Origin of the sequence: Streptomyces sp. MBT65, assembly GCF_016612545.1 — a bacterium.
Taxonomy (GTDB): domain Bacteria; phylum Actinomycetota; class Actinomycetes; order Streptomycetales; family Streptomycetaceae; genus Streptomyces.
Genome location: NZ_JAENRY010000058.1, coordinates 1 through 19077 on the forward strand (window position 1 = coordinate 1; position 19077 = coordinate 19077).

A 19077-nucleotide genomic window follows, 5' to 3' on the forward strand; every position below is an offset into this window, starting at 1 on the left:
GTATCCCCGAGGGGCGGCTCGCGCAGGCCGAGGGGGAGGGGCGGCTCGGGGTCGCCCTGTCGATCCGGGGGCGGCTGCGGGACCTCGGGGGCAGCGCGGAGCTGGTCTCGATTCCCGGGCAGGGCACGGAAGTCGAACTGAAGGTACCGAAGGCACGGGGGAAGGCGGGGACACGATGAGTGAGCAGCGGAGCCCGATCAGGGTCATGGTGGTCGACGACCACCCGATGTGGCGCGACGCCGTCGCCCGCGACCTGGCCGAGGCCGGTTTCGACGTGGTCGCCACCGCCGGGGACGGCGAGCAGGCGGTACGCCGGGCGCGGGCCGCCGCCCCCGACGTCCTCGTCCTCGACCTGAACCTGCCGGCGCTGCCCGGGGTCCAGGTCTGCAAGGAACTGGTGGGCGCCAACCCGGCGTTGCGCGTCCTGGTCCTCTCCGCGAGCGGTGAGCACGCCGACGTACTGGAGGCGGTGAAGTCCGGCGCGACCGGCTATCTGCTCAAGTCGGCTTCCACGGNACCGGCGGCTGGCCTCCGACCCGGCACCCGCGTCGGGCAGCGACGAGCCCAAGGCGCCCCAACTCACCGACAGGGAAACCGAAGTACTGCGCCTGGTCGCCAAGGGCCTGAGCTACAAGCAGATCGCCGAACGCCTGGTCATCTCGCACCGCACGGTCCAGAACCACGTCCAGAACACCCTGGGCAAGCTCCAGTTGCACAACCGGGTGGAGCTGGTGCGGTACGCGATCGAGCGCGGCCTGGACGACGCGTAGCCGGACCGGTAGATCAACTCCCCGACAATTCAACGGAATTGATCACGGAACTCGCATCGGAATTGACCTTCCCGCCCATCCCTCTGTGACCTGGATCACCATTAGCGTGGCTGTCACAGGAAACTGCGGCGAAGGGAATTTTCCATGCGCGTCGGAGTACTGACCGGAGGCGGCGACTGCCCCGGACTCAACGCCGTCATCCGGGGCATCGTCCGCAAGGGCGTCCAGGAGTTCGGCTACGACTTCGTCGGCTACCGGGACGGCTGGCGAGGTCCGCTCGAAGGTGACACCGTCCGTCTCGACATCCCCGCCGTGCGCGGCATCCTGCCCCGCGGCGGCACCATCCTCGGCTCCTCCCGCACCAACCCGCTGAAGCTGGAGAACGGCATCGGCCGGATCAAGGCCAACCTCGCCGCGCAGGAGGTCGACGCGCTCATCGTGATCGGCGGCGAGGACACCCTCGGGGTGGCCGCGCGGCTCTCGGACGAGTACGGCGTGCCGTGCGTCGGCGTACCGAAGACCATCGACAACGACCTGTCCGCCACCGACTACACCTTCGGCTTCGACACCGCCGTGGGCATCGCCACCGAGGCCATCGACCGGCTGCACACCACCGCCGAGTCGCACATGCGGGTCCTGGTCTGCGAGGTCATGGGCCGGCACGCCGGCTGGATCGCCATCCACTCCGGCCTGGCCGGCGGCGCCAACGTCATCCTCATCCCCGAGCAGCGCTTCGACGTCGACCAGGTGTGCGGCTGGATCACGTCCCGCTTCAAGGCGTCGTACGCCCCGATCGTGGTCGTCGCGGAGGGGGCCATGCCCAAGGACGGCGAGGTCGTGCTGAAGGACGGGACCCTCGACTCCTTCGGGCACGTCCGGCTGTCCGGCGTCGGCGAGTGGCTGGCCAAGGAGATCGAGAAGCGCACCGGCAAGGAGGCCCGCACCACCGTCCTCGGCCACATCCAGCGCGGCGGCACCCCCAGCGCCTTCGACCGCTGGCTCGCCACCCGCTTCGGCCTGCACGCCATCGAGGCCGTCCGCGACGGCGACTTCGGCAAGATGGTCGCCCTGCGCGGCACGGACATCGTCCGCGTACCGATCGCGGAGGCCACGGCCCAACTCAAGACGGTCGACCCGAAGTTGTACGAGGAGGTCGGGGTGTTCTTCGGCTGAACCCCGGCCACGTTCCCGACGCCGGACGGTCATCATCAGCCCGTCCGGCGTTTGAGGACGAGGCCCCTTCAGGGCCGAAGCGGGGGTCCGGGGGCGCAGCCCCTGGACGGCGCGTCCGCCTACGAGAACGTGCTCGTGCCGCGCAACTGCCCCACCAACTCCCGTACGACCGCCGCCCCGTTGAGCGTCAGCACGGACTCCGGGTGGAACTGCACCCCGGCGAACCCCGGCCCCCGCAGCGCATGCACCTCGTCCGACCCGCTCCGGCTCAACTCCACACCGTGCGCGAGCAGTTCGGCGGCCGCCTCGTCGTCACACCGCGCCACGAAGCTGTTGTAGAAACCGACGGTCTCCTCCCGCCCGAACAACTCGATCACCGTCTGCGCCCCTTGGTACGGAACCTCCTTCCGTACGATGTCCAGGCCCAGCTCCGCCGCGATCAACTCGTGCCCGAGGCACACGCCGAGGACACCGTGCCGGTTCGCCCGGAGGACCTCGGCGGTCAGCGCCCGCAGGAACCGCATCTTCGGGTCGGCCGTGTCGGAGGGGTCACCCGGTCCGGGGCCCAGCACCACGGGCCCCTCGTGCGCGAGCACCGCCTCCCGCAGCCCCTCCTCGTCGTAGCGCCGGACGGTCACCTCGAGCCCGCTCGACCGCAGGACGTGCGCGAGCATCGCCGTGAAGGTGTCCTCCCCGTCGACGACCAGCGCGTGCCCGCCCAGCTCCTCGGACCGCTCCTGCATCCGCAGCCAGAAGGGGGCGAGAGAGGTGCGGCGACCGTCCAGCGCGGCCCGCACCCGGGGGTCGTCGGCCAGCCGGGGGCGCGTGCTCTCCTCGCGCGGCCGGGACGGTCGTACGCCCAGGGCCGCCAGCACTCCCGCCGCCTTCGCGTGGGTCTCCGCGACCTCGCCCGCCGGGTCGGAGCCACGGACGAGGGTCGCGCCGACCGGCACCCGCAGCCGGCCGGCCGGGTCGATGTCGGCGGTGCGGATGAGGATGGGGGAGTCGAGGGTCTGCGCGCCGCCGGAGTCGCGGCCGAGCAGGGCGAGGGCGCCCGCGTAGTAGCCGCGCCCGCCGACCTCGTGCCGCTCGATGACCCGGCAGGCGTTCTGCACGGGCGAGCCGGTGACGGTCGCCGCGAACATCGTCTCCTTCAGGACCTCACGCACATCCAGCGAGGACCGGCCGCGCAACTCGTACTCCGTGTGCGCGAGATGGGCCATCTCCTTCAGCCGGGGCCCGACCACGACCCCGCCCATGTCGCCGACCGTGCACATCATCTTGAGCTCCTCGTCGACGACCATCGACAGCTCCTCGATCTCCTTGCCGTCGGCGAGGAAGTCCAACAGGTGCTCGGGCGTGGGCCCTTCGGCCGGATAGCGGTACGTCCCGCTGATCGGGTTCATGACGACCGTCCCGCCGGACATCCGGACGTGCACCTCGGGACTCGCGCCCACGAGCGTGCGCTCACCCGTGTGCACGACGAACGTCCAGTACGCACCCCGCTCACCCACCAGCAGCCGCCGGAACAACGCCAGCGCCTCGGCCCTGCCGTACCCCGGGATCTCGCCCTCGTACGTCCGCCGGATGACGAAGTTGGCGCCCTCGCCGCGCCCGATCTCCTCCCGCAGCACCCGCCCGACGATCTCGCCGTACGCCTCGTCGTCGACGTCGAAGCCACCGCCCTCGACCCGGACGTCGTGCGCGGGCAGCTGCTCCAGGGCGTCGGCGAGCGGGATCCCGTACGACTCCTCGGGGGTGAGGAAGGACAACGGCGTGCCGTCGTCGCGGACGTCGAAGCCGCGCTCGCGGATCTGGCGGAAGGGGATCAGCGCCAGGCCCTCGTCGGGGAGGTCGGCGAGGCGGTCGTAGGAGACGACCGGGCCGATCATGACCTCGATCACCTCGTGGTCGTGGCCCGGGGTGCGCCGGCGCAGCAGGGCGAACGGGCGGGGATCGCGGAGCAGGTGGTCCAGATGCATGGGTCCTTGGTTCCTTCTCACTGGGAGGAACGGACCCCGGACACACCGAAGGCCGCCCCTCGGGCGGCCTTCGCGGAGTACTGGGAGTACGCGCAGTCAGTGGGCCGCCGGATGAGCGGTCCACCACCAGTTCTGGATCGTGTGCGCGAACATGCGAGGCACCTTACCCCACGCACAGGTGAGCATTGGGGCGTCTCACCTGTCGAGCCGTGGGAAAACGACTCGACACGACCCCGTAATGTTGAGGACGTGACCGTGAACGCTAAGACCAGCGCCAGCGCTGGCAACACCTGGCGAGACCTGCCCGCGGCGCAGCAGCCCGAGTACCCCGACACCGAGGCTCTGCGCGCAGTGATCGCGGAGCTCGAGTCGTATCCGCCGCTCGTCTTCGCGGGCGAGTGCGACCAGCTGCGCGCCCGGTTGGCGGCCGTCGCCAAGGGAGAGGCGTTCCTGCTCCAGGGCGGCGACTGCGCCGAGGCCTTCGACGCGGTGTCCGCCGACCACATCCGCAACAAGCTCAAGACCCTGCTCCAGATGGGCGCCGTGCTGACGTACGCCGCCTCGGTGCCGGTCGTGAAGGTCGGCCGCATCGCCGGCCAGTACTCCAAGCCGCGCTCGAAGGGCACCGAGACCCGTGACGGCGTGACGCTGCCGACGTACCGAGGCGACTCGGTCAACGGCTTCGCCTTCGACGAGAAGTCCCGCATCCCGGACCCCGAGCGCCTGAAGCGGATGTACAACGCGTCCGCCTCCACGCTCAACCTGGTCCGCGCCTTCACCACCGGCGGCTACGCCGACCTGCGCCAGGTGCACGCCTGGAACCAGGACTTCGTGAAGTCGTCCCCGTCCGGCCAGCGCTACGAGCAGCTCGCGCGCGAGATCGACAGCGCGCTGAACTTCATGCGGGCCTGCGGGACGGACCCGGAGGAGTTCAAGACCGTCGAGTTCTACTCCTCGCACGAGGCGCTGCTGCTGGACTACGAGTCGGCCCTGACCCGCGTCGACTCGCGCACCGGCCGGCTCTACGACGTCTCCGGGCACATGGTGTGGATCGGCGAGCGCACCCGTCAACTGGACGGCGCGCACATCGAGTTCGCCTCCCAGATCCGCAACCCGATCGGCATCAAGCTCGGCCCGACGACCACCGCCGAGGACGCGCTCCAGTACATCGAGCGCCTCGACCCGGACCGCGAGCCGGGCCGGCTCACCTTCATCGTGCGGATGGGCGCGGACAAGGTCCGCGACAAGCTGCCCGAGCTGGTCGAGAAGGTCACCGCCTCCGGCGCGACCGTCGCCTGGATCACCGACCCGATGCACGGCAACACGTACGAGGCGGCCTCCGGTCACAAGACCCGCCGCTTCGACGACGTGCTCGACGAGGTGAAGGGCTTCTTCGAGGTCCACAAGGGCCTCGGCACCCACCCGGGCGGCATCCACGTCGAGCTCACCGGTGACGATGTCACCGAGTGCGTGGGCGGCGGCGACGAGATCTTCGTCGACGATCTGCACCAGCGCTACGAGACGGCCTGCGACCCGCGCCTCAACCGCAGCCAGTCCCTTGACCTGGCCTTCCTGGTCGCCGAGATGTACAGGGACCAGTAACCGTTTCACCTGTTACAGCAGTGTGCCGTGGGGCGGGGATCACATACGATCCCCGCCCCACGGCACTTTTACAGATCCTGCGCGCCGGGTAAGGTTAGGTTGGCCTTATCAAGTTCCGGCGGGAGGTGAATCCGCGTGTACGTCTGCAGCTGCTTCCAGGTGACCGAGGCGCAGGTCCAGGAGCACGCGGGTGGGGGTGCCTGCACGCCCCGCCAGATCGCCTCCGCCTGCAAGGCCGGTACCGACTGCGGTTCGTGCGTCCGCCGGATCCAGGCGATCCTCGGCCGCGGCAGCTGCCCGCGCCGCGATCTCGCGGAAGAGGGCGCGCCGGTCTTCGCCGAACTGGCCGAATTGGCCGAGCTGGACGAGGCCGCTTAGGGGCAGACCCTAGCTGGGCTGCTCGATCTGCTGCGCGATGTACAGCGCCTCGCCGAGCTGCTCGATCAGCTGGAGCTGGGTGTCCAGGTAGTCGATGTGGTGCTCCTCGTCCTCGAGGATGTCCTCGAAGATGTTCGCGGACGTGATGTCGCCCTTCGTGCGCATCACCTCGATCCCGCGCTTGAGGCGGTCGATCGCCTCGACCTCCACCTGTCGGTCCGCCTGGAACATCTCGGTGACCGTCTGGCCGACCCGGACGTGGAAGAGCCGCTGGTAGTTCGGCAGACCGTCGAGCATCAGGATGCGCTCGGTGATCTTGTCCGCGTGCTTCATCTCGTCGATGGACTCTTCACGCGTGTACTTGGCGAGCTTGGTCCAGCCGTTGTTGTCCTGGATGCGGTAGTGCAGCCAGTACTGGTTGATCGCGGTCAGCTCACCGGTGAGCTGCTCGTTCAGGAACTCAAGGACCTCGGGGTCGCCCTGCATCGCAGAGGCTCCTTCCAGAAACGGGGGGACTGGCGGGTTGCGCCGCATGATTGCACCGGCGCGAAGACGTCGTCCAGTAAGTGCATGCTTAGTAGGAGTTGCCCGAATCCGCCCAGAGCCGGTCATGTGCACCGCCCCCCGTCTGTCAGGATGGAGCCATGGGTCAGAGAGGGGTCGAACAGTCCGAGCTGCCGCCCGGCCAGCGACTTCAGCGCGGCTGGCCGGTCACGCACTACGGCCCGGTACCCAAGTTCCGCCCCGAGCGCTGGGAGTTCAGGGTCTTCGGCGCCACCGCCGACGGCGACAAGCACTGCTGGAACCACGACGAGTTCACGGCTCTGCCCTACGACTCGGTCGTGGCCGATCTGCACTGCGTCACGAAGTTCAGCATGCTCGGCGCCGAATGGGGCGGCATCCCCGCCCGCACGATCCTGGAGACGGCCCCGCCGTCACCCGCCGTCACCCATGTCATGGTCTGGGCCGAGTACGGCTTCAGCGCCAACCTCCGCCTCGCCGACTTCGCCGCCGAGAGCACGATTTTCGCCACCCACAAGGACGGCGAACTCCTCACCGCGGAGCACGGCTTCCCGCTCCGCCTGGTCGTCCCCCACTTGTACGCCTGGAAGGGCCCGAAGTGGGTCCGGGGCGTCGAGTACATGACGGCCGACCGGCGCGGGTTCTGGGAGGAACGCGGGTACCACAACGTCGGTGATCCCTGGCGGGAGCAGCGGTACTCGTACCAGGAGGGGCCCGGCGAGGGTCCCGAGCTGTAGGCCCCCGCGGCGTCGCGAGCCCTTCGGGGCTACGCGTCCCTGAGCTTCTTCAGCCGCTCCACGTCCGCCGCGTGCCCCTCCTTGCCGCCGGGCGTCTCGATGATCAGGGGTACGCCCGCGGTCGCCGGGTGGGTCATCAGCGCGCGGAACGGATCCTCGCCGATATGGCCGGAGCCGATGTTCTCGTGGCGGTCCTTGTGGGCGCCGACGACGTCCTTGGAGTCGTTGGCATGGATCAGTTTCAGCCGTCCCTCGCCGACCGTGTCCACCAGCAGGTCGAGGGTCTGGTGCATACCGCTCGGGCCGGTCAGATCGTGCCCGGCGGCGAAGATGTGACACGTGTCCAGGCACACGCCCAGCTTCGGATGGGCGTCCAGCGCCTCGAAGTACGGCCCGAAGTCCCAGGTCCGCGAGCACAGGGACGAACCCTGACCGGCCGTCGACTCCAGGAGCAGGAACGGATCGTCGTCGTGCGTCAACTCGTCCAGCAGCGGCAGCAGTCGCTCCCGCACCTGGGCCAGCGCCACGGCCCGCTCCCGCCCGCCCGTCGCGCTCCCGGTGTGCACGACCACACCGAGCGCGCCGATCTCGCGTCCCCGCCGCAGTGAGTGCCGTAGCGACTCCACGGACTTCTCCACGGTGGCCTCGGTGTGCGAGCCGAAGTTGATCAGGTACGGGGCGTGCACGTACGCCGGGATCGACTCGGCCTCGCAGACCGCGCGGAACTCCTCGTCCTGGCGCGGGTTCCCGACCGGTGTGGCCCAGCCGCGCGGGTTGGCGACGAAGACCTGTACGGTCTCGGCGGCCAGCTCACGGGCGTAGGACAGGCCCACGGAGTGCAGACCGCCGGCCACCGGGACATGGCCGCCGACGGGGTTGCGGGAAACGGGGGAGAGGGGCTCGCTGCTCACCCGTCCAGGGTGTCACGCGCGCGTGCCGCCCCCGTCACCGGATCTGGATCGTGATCGTCGATCCCTTGGGGGCCTGCTCGCCCGCGTCCACGGACTGGCTCTTCACGGTGTCGCCGAACAGGCCGAGCAGACCGCGGTCCTCCTTGACCTTGAAGCCGGACTGCTCCAGGAGTTTCGTCGCGTCGTCGACGCTCGCGCCGACCACGCTCGGGACCTCGACCAGCTCCGGGCCCTTGGACACCGTGAGCGTCACCGTGTCGCCCTCGGCGGCCTGGCTGTCGCCGGCCGGGGTCTGCTGGGCGACCTGGCCCGCGTCGTACTCAGAGGTGACCTCGGTGGCCGACACCGTCACCTTGAGACCGACCTCCTGGAGGTCGGCCTTCGCGTCGTCCAGGTCCTCACCGGTGACGTCGGGCACGTCGACCGCGCTGCCCTTGCTGACGGTCAGGGCTATCGCGGAGCCCGAGTGGCGCTCGGTGCCCGCCTCGGGGTCCGTGCTGATCACGGAGCCCTTGGGGACGTCGTCGCTGAACTCCTTGGTGACCATGCCGGCCGCCAGCCCGTCCGCCTTGAGCAGGGCCTGCGCCCTGCCCAGGGCGAGGCCCGTCACGTCGGGGACCTTCACGGTCTCCGGGCCGTCCGAGATGGTCAGGGCCACGGAGTCGTTGTTCCGGATACGGGCGCCGGACACCGGGTCGGTGCTGATGACCGTGCCGCGCCTCACGGTGTCGCTGTAGGCGTGGTCGACCTTCTTGACGTCGAGACCGGCGTCCGCCAGCCGCTCCTTCGCCTGGGCCTCGGTCTTCGCCAGCAGCGGCGGGACCTTGGTGAACTGGCCCGAGTTGATGTACCAGACGCCCGCCCCGACCCCGATGATCAGCAGCAGCGCGGCGAGCACCGCCAGCAGCCCGCGCCGGGGCCGCCGCGCCTCGCGCCGCCGGGGCGGCGGCAGCGGCGGCCCGCTCTCGAACCGGCTGGTCCGGTTGAACGGGTCACCGGGCCCGTCGTCCTCGTTGACCGGCAGCGGACGCGGCACCGTGAGCGAGCGCGGGATCACACTCGTACGGTTCTCCGCGTTGGGATGCTCCGAGGTCAGCGCCTGCGGCGGCACGGCGTCCAACTGCTCGTCGCTCAGTCCGGCCCGCGCCTCGCGGACCATCCCGAACAGCCCGACCGCGTCGTAGGGCCGCAGGTCGGGGGTGCGCGCGGTGGCCGTGGCGACCAGCTCGTCCAGCTCGTACGCCAGCCCCGGCACGAGTGCCGAGGGCGGCGGGACGTCCTCGTGCAGATGCTTGTAGAGCACGATCGCGGCGGAGTCCCCGTCGTGCGGCTTCTGGCCGGTGAGCATCTCGTAGAGGACGACACCGCACGCGTAGACGTCGACCCGGGGGTCGGCGGTGCTGCCCTCGATCTGCTCCGGCGCGAGATACGACACCGTGCCGAGCACGGCCCCCGTGGTGCTGGTGTGCGTGTCCACGGACCTGACCAGACCGAAGTCGGCGACCTTGACCCGGCCGTCGTCCCCTATGAGCACGTTCTCCGGCTTCATGTCCCGGTGCACGAACCCGGCCCGGTGCGCGGCGCCCAGCGCGGCCAGCACCGGCTCCAGGATGTCCAGCGCGGCCCGCGGCTGGAGCGCCCCGCGCTCGCGCAGCACGTCCCGCAGGGTGCAGCCGGCGACGTACTCCATCGCCAGATAGACGTACGACCGGTCGGCGCCCTGGTCGAAGACCTGCACCACGTTCGGATGCGCGAGGCGCGCCACGGACTTGGCCTCGCGGATGAACCGGTCCACGAAATGGGCGTCGGCCGCCAGCGTCGGGTGCATCACCTTGAGCGCGAGAACCCGGTCCAGGCGGGTGTCCACGGCCCGGTAGACCGTGGCCATCCCGCCGACGGCGATCCGCGCGTCGACGCGATAGCGGCCGTCGAGCACTTGCCCGACGAGAGGGTCATGAAGGGTCGTATCCACGCAGGTGAGTGTACGAGCCGAGGCTGACAGCACCGCCTTTTCGGTCAGTTTCGGGGCTTTACTGCAGCGGACCTGTGACGCATCGCACGCTGAGGAGCGGGTGCTCAGAAGGCCGGGCGTTCCGGGTCCAACCGTGCCAATCCCGCTGTGGGAGAGGACGCCTCGGCGAAATACCGACGTGGGATACGCCCCGCCCGGTACGCCAACCGACCCGCCTCCACGGCCGCCCGCATGCCGGAGGCCATCAGCACCGGTTCCCGCGCCCGGGTCACCGCCGACGCGAGCATCACCCCCGCACACCCGAGCTCCATCGCGAACGCCGCGTCGGACGCGGTACCGGCCCCCGCGTCCAGAATCACCGGCACACGCGCGTGCTCCACGATCAACTGGAAGTTGTGCGGATTGCGGATCCCGAGCCCGGACCCGATCGGCGACCCCAGCGGCATGATCGCCGCACACCCGACGTCCTCCAGCTTCCGCGCCAGCACGGGATCGTCGTTCGTGTACGGCAGCACCGTGAACCCGTCGTCGACCAGGGTTTCGGCGGCGTCGAGCAGCTCGATGGGATCGGGGAGCAAGGTGCGCTCGTCCGCGATCACTTCAAGTTTGACCAGTGCCGTCCCGAGCGCCTCCCGCGCCAGCCGGGCCGTGAGCACGGCCTCGCCGGCCGTGAAGCAGCCCGCGGTGTTGGGCAGCACCCGGATACCGAGCCGCTCCAGGACGGACAGCACCGAACCGTGCACGGAGGCGTTCACGCGCCGCATCGCGACCGTCGTCAGCTCCGTACCGGAGGCCACCAGGGCGCGTTCCAGGACGTCGAGGCTGGGAGCGCCTCCGGTGCCCATGATCAACCGGGACGTGAAGGACGTACCACCAAGGACGAACGGGTCGTCGGCCATGGGTCAGCCTCCTTGGACGGCGGTGAGGACCTCGACGCGGTCTCCCTCGGAGAGGGAGGTCGAGGGCCACTCCGCGCGCGGGACGACGGTTTCGTTGAGGGCGGCGGCCACACCGGAGGGCGACGGGGCCATGGTCCGCACGAGGGTGTCGAGGGCCGTGCCGGGATCGATCACCCGGGGCTCCCCGTTGACGGAGACGTTCATGCGGGCAACTCCGTGAGAGCGAATCGCTTCGGGGTGAACGGGCGTGCCTCGTCCGGGAGTTCACCGGTGGCCAGCGCGTGCGCCAGGGCGTCACCGGTGACCGGCGTGAGCAGCACGCCGTTGCGGTAGTGCCCGGTGGCCAGCAGCAGTCCCGGCAGTGCGGTCGGGCCGAGCAGCGGCGCGTTGTCGGGGGACCCGGGGCGCAGCCCGGCCCGGGTCTCGGTGAGCGGCAGTTCGGTGATCCCGGGCACCAACTCATGGGCGTCGCGCAGCAGTTCGTAGACCCCGCCGGCGGTCACCGTGGTGTCCCAGCCCAGTTCCTCGCTGGTCGCGCCGACGACCAGCTCGCCGTTCTCGCGCGGCACGAGATAGACGTGGCTGCCGCGCACCACGGCCCGCACGGTCCGGCTCAGGAAGGGCGCGTGGCGCTCCGGCACGGTCAGCCGCAACACCTGCCCCTTGACGGGCCGTACGGGCGGCAGGACGTCGTCGGGGACCCCGGCCAGCCGCCCGCTGAGGCTGCCGCCCGCGAGCACCACCTGGTCCGCGCCCAGCGCTTCCCCCTCGCGCGTGACGACCCCCGTGGCGCGGTCCTGCCCGACCGTGAGCCGCTCGGCCCACGTCCGGTGGAAGGCGACCCCGGCGCGCTCGCAGGCGGCCACCAGCGCGCGTGCCAGCCGCCGTGGGTCGACCTGGTGGTCCCCGTCGACCCGCAGCCCCCCGCGCACCCCCGGCGCGAGCATCGGCTCCAGGCGCCGGCACTCGCGCCCGGACAGCCACTCGGACTCCAGCCCCGACTGGTGTTGCAGGGCGTGCAGTTCGCGCAGATGGGCGCGGTCGTCGGCGTCCAGGGCGACGGCGAGCGTGCCGCAGCGGCGGTAGCCGAGGTCCAGGCCGGTGAGGTCGGTCAGCTCGGCCGCGAAGTCCGGATAGCGGCGCGCCGAGGCGAGGTTGAGGGCGAGCAGGGTCTGTTCGCCGTGGTGCAGTTCCGTGACGGCGGCCAGCATGCCGGCGGCCACCTGGGCGGCCCCGCCGCCCGGCTCGGGGTCCACGACGGCCGTCGCGAACCCGCGCTGGGCCGCGCGCCAGGCCGTGACCAGGCCGATGATCCCGCCCCCGACGACGAGGACGTCTGACGTACGTGTAGGCATGGGCGTCCAGCCCCTCCCTTCGCCGGCATGACCCGGATCAGGTTCGTACGGTCGGAGGCCGCCAGCCTCCCTCTCAGCCCGGTGCGTCCGGACTCCCGCGAGTGCTTGTACGTTGGCCACCCTAGGCCCTGTCGTCAAATTCCCGTCTGCCGGGCGACGCCATGCACGCACTCTCGCCGCACCGGGCGCGGACCCGCGTACAACCAGTACGAGGGTCTGCGCCCGGCACGCCGAGAGCACGCACCTGACGCCGCCCGGCCGCCCTTCGGGCGACGACGGGAATTTGACGACAGGGCCTGGCCCGTACCCCATGCCCCAGTAAGGGAGCCTCCGTCCATGGCCCGCTCGCTCGACGGTCTCGTCCTCGCCCCGGTCGCGGACCAGGCGCCGGGGCAGGTCGGCACCCGCACCCGGTTCGCGTACCACGAGCGGGACGGCGAGATCTGGGCCGAGTACGAGGGCGGCGACGTTCTACGGGGGCGTCTCGTCGGCACGCGCGCGGGGGACCGACTCGACTTCCGGTACGTGCAGTTGAAGACCGACGGGACGACGTCCTGTGGGCACTGCGTGTCCGAAGTGGTCGAGTTGCCCGACGGCCGGGTGCGCCTGGAGGAGACCTGGGAGTGGGAGTCCCGGGCGGGCAGCGGGACGAGTGTTGTGGAACAGGTCACTGACCGCGCCCCCTGACTGACGTTTTGTCAGGTGTCTATGGTGATCGGATGAGCGAGCAGACACGGGGACAGGGCGCGGGGACGGGACGGCGCGTGGTCGTCGTGGGCGCGGGCATGGCCGGGGTGCAGACCGCGGTGGCCCTGCGCGAACAGGGCTTCACCGGCACCGTCACGCTGATCGGCGCGGAACCCCATCAGCCCTACGACCGGCCCCCGCTGTCCAAGGCCGTCCTGCTCGGCAAGGCCGAGGGCTCCGCCTTCGACGTCGACTTCGAGGCGCTCGGCATCGACGTGCGGCTCGGGCGCGAGGTGGTGGGCGTGCGCCCCGCCGACCACGAACTGGACACCGCCGAGGGCCCGGTGCCCTACGACGTCCTCGTCCTCGCGACCGGTGCCGAACCGATCCGGCTGCCGGGCGCCGACGGCATCCCCGGGGTGCATCTGCTGCGCACCCTGGACGACGCCGAACGGCTGCGGCCGGTGCTCGCCCGGCAGCACGACATCGTGGTCGTCGGTGCGGGCTGGATCGGCGCCGAGTTCGCCACGGCCGCGCGCGAGGCGGGCTGCGCGGTGACCGTCGTGGAGGCCGCGGACCGGCCGTTCGCGGGCGCGCTGCCCGCCGAGGTGGCCGCGCCGATGGCCGCCTGGTACGCCGCCGCCGGAGCCACGCTGCGCACCCACGCACGCGTGGCGCACGTCGAACCCGGCGAGGTGGTCCTCGACGACGGCACCCGGCTGCCCGCGGGCGCCGTCGTGGTCGGCATCGGCGCCCGCCCCGCCACCGCCTGGCTGACGGGCTCCGGCATCGAACTGGGCGCGCACCGCGAGGTCCTCGCCGACGACCACCTGCGCACCTCGGTGCCGGACGTGTACGCCGTCGGCGACTGCGCCTCCTTCCCTTCGGGAAGGTATGGCGAGCGCCTATTGGTCCACCACTGGGACAACGCCCTCCAGGGCCCGCGCACGGTCGCCGCGAACATCGTCGGGGAGACCCCGGCGGTGTACGACCCGGTGCCGTACTTCTGGTCGGAGCAGTTCGGCCGTTTCGTCCAGTACGCCGGTCATCACGCGTCCGCCGACACCACCCTGTGGCGCGGTGACCCGGCCACCCCGGCGTGGAGCGTCTGCTGGCTGCGCGGGGACCGTCTGGTGGCCCTCCTGGCGGTCGGCCGCCCCCGTGACCTGGCCCAGGGCCGCCGCCTGATCGAGTCGGCGACCCCGATGGATCCCGTACTGCTCGCGGACCCTTCTCTGCCGATGAAGGCGGCTATCGCCTAGTTCGTCCCCCCGGGTCGGACCGGCCCGACTTCCGACTGTCAGTCCGGGATGGCACGCTGTTTACGTGACCGAGATTGACGCAAAGATCGATGCTCTCGTCCCCGCCTGGCTCACGCTGCCCGACATCGCAGAGATGCTCGATGTCGAGGTGACCCGCGTGCGGCAGCTGGTCAAGGACGGCCAAGTCATCGCCGTACGCCGTGGTGAGAACCGCGCGCTGCACGTCCCCGCCGCCTTCATCGACGGGGCCGAGCAGAAGGTCGTCAAGGGCCTCACGGGGACCCTGACGCTCCTGCGGGACGACGGCTTCTCCGACGAAGAGATGCTCGAATGGCTCTTCACCCCCGACCCCAGCCTGCCCGGCACCCCCGCGCAGGCCCTGAGCGAGAATCGCGGCACGGAGGTGAAGCGCCGCGCCCAGGCGCTCGCCGTCTGACCCGCACGACCGACCGGTGCACGGGCCGCGGCGACGTTCGTCCGCGGCCCGTGCGCGGCACCACCACGCCATGACGACGGGGGACACCTGCATGCCCGACACCACCGCGGCCGCCGCCGCCCGCGCGGAACTCGCCGACGCCCGGGTCTACCTCTGCACGGACGCCCGCAGACGCCAGGGCGACCTCGCGGAGTTCCTGGACGCGGTCCTGGCCGGCGGGGTCGACATCGTGCAGTTGCGCGACAAGGGCATGGAGGCCGCCGAGGAACTGGAGCACCTCCGGGTGTTCGCCGACGCCTGCGCCCGGCACGGCAGACTCCTCGCGGTCAACGACCGTGCGGACGTGGCCCACGCCGCCGGCGCCGACGTACTGCACCTGGGCCAGGGCGACCTCCCGGTGCCCGCCGCCCGCGCGATCCTCGGCGACGACATCCTGATCGGCCGCTCCACGCACGCCGAGCGGGAGGCCGCCGCGGCCGCCGTCCAGGAGGGCGTGGACTACTTCTGCACGGGCCCCTGCTGGCCCACCCCGACCAAGCCCGGCCGCCATGCCCCCGGTCTCGACCTCGTCCGGTACACGGCCGCCCTGGGCACCGACCGCCCCTGGTTCGCCATCGGCGGCATCGACCTCGGCAACGTCGACGAGGTGCTCGAAGCGGGCGCCCGCCGGGTCGTGGTCGTACGGGCGATCACGGAGGCCGACGACCCGGGCGCGGCGGCGGCGGAGTTCGCGAAGCGGCTGCGGCAGGCCTGAGGGGCGTACGGCCGGAGCTTGACGGTCGTACAACTGGAGGCTGACCGTCGTACGGCCGGGGCCCTGCTGTCCGATGGGTGGACAAGAGGGCGACAAAACAGGCAAATTCCCCGTTCCGGTTGGGTCGCCGCCACGCCCTGACTAACCTGCGGGTATGGCCTTCGGAACCGCATCCACCAGGACTGATCGCGCACGCACCGTGCGTGACATGCTCGCGACCGGCAAGGGGACCTACTCGTTCGAGTTCTCCGCGCCGAAAACCCCGAAGGGCGAGCGGAACCTGTGGAGCGCGTTGCGGAGGGTCGAGGCGGTCGCCCCCGACTTCGTCTCCGTGACCTACGGCGCCGGTGGCTCCACCCGCGCGGGCACCGTCCGGGAGACCGAGCAGATCGTCGCCGACACCACGCTCACCCCGGTCGCCCACCTCACCGCGGTCGACCACTCCGTCGCCGAACTGCGCAACATCATCGGCCAGTACGCCGACGCCGGGATCCGCAACATCCTCGCCGTGCGCGGCGACCCGCCCGGCGACCCCATGGCCGACTGGGTGGCGCACCCCCAGGGGCTGACGTACGCGGCCGAACTGGTCCGGCTCATCAAGGAGTCGGGCGATTTCTGCGTCGGCGTCGCCGCCTTCCCGGAGATGCACCCGCGCTCCCCGGACTGGGACACGGACGTCGCGCACTTCGTCGACAAGTGCCGGGCCGGCGCCGACTACGCGATCACGCAAATGTTCTTCGAACCCGAGTCGTACCTGCGGTTGCGCGACCGCGTCGAGGCGGCGGGCTGCGCGACCCCGGTCATCCCCGAGGTCATGCCGGTGACCAGCGTGCGGATGCTGGAGCGGTTGCCGCAGCTCAGCAACGCCGACATCCCGGCCGCTCTGAAAGAGCGAATCCTCACAGCCAAAGACGATCCGGCCGCTGTACGCTCGATCGGAATCGACTTCGCCACGGAGTTCTGCGCCCGGCTGCTGGCCGAGGGAGTGCCAGGACTGCACTTCATCACGCTGAACAACTCCACGGCGACGCTGGAAATCTACGAGAACCTGGGCCTGCACCACCCACCGCAGGCCTAGACCGGCCGCCCGGACATACGACACACTGCGTAGCGGCCACTGGGAGAGGGGCGTACATGGGCTGGACGGTCCTCTACATCGCGTTCGGCATCGTCGCACTGTGGTTGCTCGGTGAGGTGTTGCTGCAGTACAAGGCACGGCTGCGCTGGCGGCTGCTCGCCTTCGTCGGCTTCCTGGGCGTCGTGCTCGGGGTGCTGATCCCCTCCGTCGTCGTGATCGGCCTGGGCGCGGTGGCCTTCGCCGTCGGCCAGACCTACGTCACGCTGTCGTTCCGCCGCGGCTTCGAAGCCGGCTGGGCGGTCTCCGGCCGGCCGGGCGCGGGCGGCACCAAGCGCCGCCGCGGCGAGCCGGACGAGCAGGACCCGAACCTGGACGCCTCCGGCCTCGAAGGCGCGGAGACCGGCTTCCCGGAGTACGGCCAGAACAAGCCGGCCTTCGGCCAGGACGACGACTTCGACCGCGACGACGTGTTCACCCCGAACCGCCCCCTCGCCCCCACGGCCGCCGAGTCCACCTCGGTCTACGAGCCGCAGCCCCTCCCGGACGACACCGGTTCCTACGGCGTCTACAGCCCCGCCGCCTTCGCGAACGCCGCCGACCCGAACTACGCGGGTACGGACCAGGCGTACGCGGCAGCGGCCGCCGGCCAGACCCAGGACCAGTCCTACGGCTACGACGCCAACTACGCGGGCTACGACCAGCAGCAGTACGGCTACGACGCGACCGGCCAGCAGCAGTACGCGGCTTACTCCGACCCGTACATCGGCACCCAGACCTACGGCGGCACCGGCTACGACACGGGCTACGACGGCCAGCAGCAGTACCCCCAGCAGGGCTACACCCAGGACCAGTACGGCAACACCGGCTACGGCGGCGAGACCCCGGCCGGCGGGGTGTGGGTCCCGCAGCAGCGCAACGACGAGACCTACGGCGAGGTCCCGCCGGAGCAGCAGTACCCGTACGACGGCAACGCCCAGAACGGCCAGCAGCAGCCGCAGCAGAACACCGGCTACGACGAGCAGTACCGTTTCTGAAGCCTACTGAGACCCTCTGAACTGCGGCCCCTCCACGATCAGTCCGGCGACCAGCGCCCCCGACATACCGGCGTGCGGAAGCCCGCCACCGGGGTGCGACCAGCCGCCGACCCGGTAGAGCCCGGGCAGCCGGGTGGTGTTCGCCGGGTGCAGGAAACGGCCCCGGCCCGCCGCGAGCGAGGGGGCCGGTACGGAGTCGGCCCCTGTTTCCGTGTCCCCGGGTGCGCGCACCTCGTGCCACAACAGGCGCTCCCGCAGCGCCGGTACGGCCCGTCCGGCGGCTTCGAGGAGGAAGTCCGTGTACCGCCGGACCGTGCTCTCGTCCTCCCAGCCGGCCTCGCCCGACAGCACGGCGGACACCACCGCCGACTCGTGCTCGCCGTCCGGCCGCAGCGCGGGGTCGTCCGGGCGCAGCACGGTCACCGTGGGACAGCGGGGCTCGTCGCCGCCGGGGGAGACCAGGAAGTCCAACTCGGCCTCGCGGTCCGGCGCGTGGACCACCGTCCGGTGGACGGCACCGGCCTCGCGCGGGCCGCGCAGCGCCAGCAGGAGCGTGAGTCGCACCGGCCGGGGCGCGTCCGGATCGGTCCGCACATCGCCGTCCTCGTCCAGTGGACGGTCCGTCAGGGCCCGCAGCCGCCCCGGGTCCACGTCGGCGACGACCTGGTCCGCGTCGACCACGGTCCCGTCGCTCAGCTCGACCCCCGCCGCCCGCCCGTCCTTCTCCAGGACCCGGGTGACCTCGGCGCCGAAGACGAACTCGACCCGTCTCGCCAGACACCGCTCGTACACCGCGCGCGCCAACTCCCGCATGCCGCCCCGCACATACCAGGTGCCGAAGGCGTGCTCCATGTACGGCAGCACGGCCGCGCTCGCCGGAGCGGTCCGGGGTTCGAGGCCGTACGCGAGCGCGTGGCTCTCCAGGAGGGCCGTCAGGCGTTCGTCGCGCAGCTCCCAGGTGCCGATCTCGGCGAGGGTGCTCGCCCTTCGCGTGCGCAGCAGTTTCTTGTGCGGGACCGCCGGATAGGGCTCCTGCCCGGCCAGCACCGGCCAGTCGGTCCAGAGGGGCTCCTCCAGGAGGGGCCTGCGGGTGCGGTCCCAGGCCTCGCGGGCCCGGATCAGGAAGTCGCCCCAGCGCTGCCCCGCGCCGCCGCCCAGTGCCTCGTCCAGGGCCGTGACGACACCCGCGCGGGAGGCGTTCGGCAACGACACCGCCGTGCCGTCCGCGAAGACGTGCCGGGCGGACGGGTCGACCTGGACCAGCTCGACCAGGTCCTCCAGCGGCTCCTTGCCGGTCTTGACGAACAGGTCGCGGTACACCGCGGGCACGGGCAGCAGTCCGGGGCCGGTGTCGAAGACGAACCCGTCCCGCTCGAAGCGGCGCACCGCACCGCCGTACGTCTCCGTACGCTCGTACACCGCCACCCGGTGGCCCGCGACGGCCAGCCGGGCAGCGGCCGCCATCGCGCCCATGCCGGCGCCGATCACCGCAATCCGTGCCATGCCCGCGACTTTATCGGCCGCC

Annotated in this window: 19 protein-coding genes, 2 pseudogenes and 1 riboswitch; of the genes and pseudogenes, 12 read left to right on the top strand and 9 right to left on the bottom strand. The window is 71.2% G+C overall.

Annotation, left to right across the window (positions count from 1 at the left end; translation table 11 throughout):
* The 3 genes and pseudogenes from JHN63_RS15445 to JHN63_RS15455 all read left to right on the top strand — a co-directional run.
* Positions 1–179: pseudogene (locus JHN63_RS15445) on the top strand (sensor histidine kinase); the annotation flags it as partial.
* A pseudogene (locus JHN63_RS15450) lies at positions 176–770 on the top strand (response regulator). The pseudogenes JHN63_RS15445 and JHN63_RS15450, both read left to right, overlap by 4 nt.
* 144 nt (positions 771–914) lie before the next feature.
* Positions 915–1943 carry a 6-phosphofructokinase gene (locus JHN63_RS15455; protein ID WP_200681653.1) on the top strand — a complete coding sequence of 343 codons (1029 nt, stop codon included), beginning with the start codon at positions 915–917 and terminating at the stop codon, positions 1941–1943.
* Positions 1944–2062: 119 nt separating this feature from the next.
* On the opposite strand, the gene JHN63_RS15460 is transcribed toward JHN63_RS15455, so the two are convergent.
* Positions 2063–3925: an anthranilate synthase family protein gene (locus JHN63_RS15460; protein ID WP_200681654.1), complete on the bottom strand. Its 1863-nt coding sequence runs from the start codon at positions 3923–3925 to the stop codon at positions 2063–2065.
* A gap of 96 nt (positions 3926–4021) precedes the next feature.
* Positions 4022–4111 (bottom strand): trp operon leader peptide, encoded by a 90-nt coding sequence (locus tag JHN63_RS54675; protein WP_200681655.1) that lies wholly within the window; start codon positions 4109–4111, stop codon positions 4022–4024.
* 63 nt (positions 4112–4174) lie between these two features.
* Between JHN63_RS54675 and JHN63_RS15470 the strand changes: the two genes are divergently transcribed.
* Both JHN63_RS15470 and JHN63_RS15475 read left to right on the top strand, forming a co-directional pair.
* Positions 4175–5527 carry a class II 3-deoxy-7-phosphoheptulonate synthase gene (locus JHN63_RS15470; RefSeq protein WP_200681656.1) on the top strand — a complete coding sequence of 451 codons (1353 nt, stop codon included), beginning with the start codon at positions 4175–4177 and terminating at the stop codon, positions 5525–5527.
* Positions 5528–5662: 135 nt separating this feature from the next.
* Entirely contained in the window at positions 5663–5905 is a 243-nt protein-coding gene (locus JHN63_RS15475; RefSeq protein WP_200681657.1) for a bacterioferritin-associated ferredoxin, read from the top strand.
* A gap of 9 nt (positions 5906–5914) precedes the next feature.
* Here the strand turns inward: JHN63_RS15475 and bfr are convergent, their stop codons facing one another.
* Positions 5915–6391 (bottom strand): bacterioferritin, encoded by a 477-nt coding sequence (gene bfr, locus JHN63_RS15480; protein WP_019062355.1) that lies wholly within the window; start codon positions 6389–6391, stop codon positions 5915–5917.
* A 158-nt stretch (positions 6392–6549) separates the two neighbouring features.
* On the opposite strand from bfr, the gene JHN63_RS15485 reads away from it, so the two are divergent.
* Positions 6550–7164 (top strand): sulfite oxidase-like oxidoreductase, encoded by a 615-nt coding sequence (locus JHN63_RS15485; protein WP_200681658.1) that lies wholly within the window; start codon positions 6550–6552, stop codon positions 7162–7164.
* A 29-nt stretch (positions 7165–7193) separates the two neighbouring features.
* On the opposite strand, the gene JHN63_RS15490 is transcribed toward JHN63_RS15485, so the two are convergent.
* From JHN63_RS15490 to thiO, 5 genes are all read right to left on the bottom strand, one after another.
* On the bottom strand, positions 7194–8075 hold the full coding sequence (locus JHN63_RS15490) for a deoxyribonuclease IV (protein WP_200681659.1): 882 nt from the start codon (positions 8073–8075) through the stop codon (positions 7194–7196).
* A gap of 34 nt (positions 8076–8109) precedes the next feature.
* Positions 8110–10047, bottom strand: a complete 1938-nt coding sequence (gene pknB / locus JHN63_RS15495) for a Stk1 family PASTA domain-containing Ser/Thr kinase (RefSeq protein ID WP_200681660.1) — start codon at positions 10045–10047, stop codon at positions 8110–8112.
* Positions 10048–10151: 104 nt separating this feature from the next.
* A complete protein-coding gene (locus JHN63_RS15500; RefSeq protein WP_200681661.1) occupies positions 10152–10946 on the bottom strand; it encodes a thiazole synthase in 795 nt (264 codons plus the stop codon).
* 3 nt (positions 10947–10949) lie between these two features.
* On the bottom strand, positions 10950–11150 hold the full coding sequence (gene thiS / locus JHN63_RS15505) for a sulfur carrier protein ThiS (RefSeq protein WP_200681662.1): 201 nt from the start codon (positions 11148–11150) through the stop codon (positions 10950–10952).
* Complete coding sequence (gene thiO / locus JHN63_RS15510; protein WP_200681663.1) at positions 11147–12301, bottom strand: glycine oxidase ThiO; 1155 nt, start codon at positions 12299–12301, stop codon at positions 11147–11149. Before thiO ends, thiS begins: the two co-directional genes overlap by 4 nt.
* Positions 12299–12410, bottom strand: a riboswitch (TPP riboswitch). It overlaps the preceding gene by 3 nt.
* A 227-nt stretch (positions 12411–12637) precedes the next feature.
* Between thiO and JHN63_RS15515 the strand changes: the two genes are divergently transcribed.
* The 6 genes from JHN63_RS15515 (at position 12638) to JHN63_RS15540 (ending at position 17552) form a co-directional block, all read left to right on the top strand.
* The gene (locus tag JHN63_RS15515) at positions 12638–12988 is read left to right on the top strand and encodes a hypothetical protein (RefSeq protein WP_200681664.1); all 351 of its coding nucleotides are present in this window, start codon (positions 12638–12640) and stop codon (positions 12986–12988) included.
* Positions 12989–13020: 32 nt separating this feature from the next.
* Positions 13021–14250, top strand: a complete 1230-nt coding sequence (locus JHN63_RS15520; RefSeq protein ID WP_200681665.1) for an NAD(P)/FAD-dependent oxidoreductase — start codon at positions 13021–13023, stop codon at positions 14248–14250.
* Between the two features lie 64 nt (positions 14251–14314).
* Positions 14315–14686 (top strand): Rv2175c family DNA-binding protein, encoded by a 372-nt coding sequence (locus JHN63_RS15525; RefSeq protein ID WP_043675439.1) that lies wholly within the window; start codon positions 14315–14317, stop codon positions 14684–14686.
* Between the two features lie 91 nt (positions 14687–14777).
* The gene (gene thiE, locus JHN63_RS15530; RefSeq protein ID WP_200681666.1) at positions 14778–15440 is read left to right on the top strand and encodes a thiamine phosphate synthase; all 663 of its coding nucleotides are present in this window, start codon (positions 14778–14780) and stop codon (positions 15438–15440) included.
* 154 nt (positions 15441–15594) lie between these two features.
* A complete protein-coding gene (gene metF, locus JHN63_RS15535) occupies positions 15595–16518 on the top strand; it encodes a methylenetetrahydrofolate reductase [NAD(P)H] (protein ID WP_200681667.1) in 924 nt (307 codons plus the stop codon).
* A 56-nt stretch (positions 16519–16574) separates the two neighbouring features.
* Entirely contained in the window at positions 16575–17552 is a 978-nt protein-coding gene (locus tag JHN63_RS15540; RefSeq protein ID WP_200681668.1) for a hypothetical protein, read from the top strand.
* Positions 17553–17555: 3 nt separating this feature from the next.
* On the opposite strand, the gene JHN63_RS15545 is transcribed toward JHN63_RS15540, so the two are convergent.
* A complete protein-coding gene (locus JHN63_RS15545) occupies positions 17556–19055 on the bottom strand; it encodes an NAD(P)/FAD-dependent oxidoreductase (RefSeq protein ID WP_200681669.1) in 1500 nt (499 codons plus the stop codon).
* Positions 19056–19077: the final 22 nt, after the last annotated feature.

Coding starts and splice junctions, on each gene's coding strand:
- JHN63_RS15455 (WP_200681653.1), top strand. CDS start 915: ATGCGCGTCGGAGTACTGACCGGAGGCGGCGACTGCCCCGGACTCAAC.
- JHN63_RS15460 (WP_200681654.1), bottom strand. CDS start 3,925: ATGCATCTGGACCACCTGCTCCGCGATCCCCGCCCGTTCGCCCTGCTG.
- JHN63_RS54675 (WP_200681655.1), bottom strand. CDS start 4,111: ATGCTCACCTGTGCGTGGGGTAAGGTGCCTCGCATGTTCGCGCACACG.
- bfr (WP_019062355.1), bottom strand. CDS start 6,391: ATGCAGGGCGACCCCGAGGTCCTTGAGTTCCTGAACGAGCAGCTCACC.
- JHN63_RS15485 (WP_200681658.1), top strand. CDS start 6,550: ATGGGTCAGAGAGGGGTCGAACAGTCCGAGCTGCCGCCCGGCCAGCGA.
- JHN63_RS15500 (WP_200681661.1), bottom strand. CDS start 10,946: ATGGCCGACGACCCGTTCGTCCTTGGTGGTACGTCCTTCACGTCCCGG.
- thiS (WP_200681662.1), bottom strand. CDS start 11,150: ATGAACGTCTCCGTCAACGGGGAGCCCCGGGTGATCGATCCCGGCACG.
- thiO (WP_200681663.1), bottom strand. CDS start 12,301: ATGCCTACACGTACGTCAGACGTCCTCGTCGTCGGGGGCGGGATCATC.
- JHN63_RS15515 (WP_200681664.1), top strand. CDS start 12,638: ATGGCCCGCTCGCTCGACGGTCTCGTCCTCGCCCCGGTCGCGGACCAG.
- JHN63_RS15520 (WP_200681665.1), top strand. CDS start 13,021: ATGAGCGAGCAGACACGGGGACAGGGCGCGGGGACGGGACGGCGCGTG.
- thiE (WP_200681666.1), top strand. CDS start 14,778: ATGCCCGACACCACCGCGGCCGCCGCCGCCCGCGCGGAACTCGCCGAC.
- metF (WP_200681667.1), top strand. CDS start 15,595: ATGGCCTTCGGAACCGCATCCACCAGGACTGATCGCGCACGCACCGTG.
- JHN63_RS15540 (WP_200681668.1), top strand. CDS start 16,575: ATGGGCTGGACGGTCCTCTACATCGCGTTCGGCATCGTCGCACTGTGG.
- JHN63_RS15545 (WP_200681669.1), bottom strand. CDS start 19,055: ATGGCACGGATTGCGGTGATCGGCGCCGGCATGGGCGCGATGGCGGCC.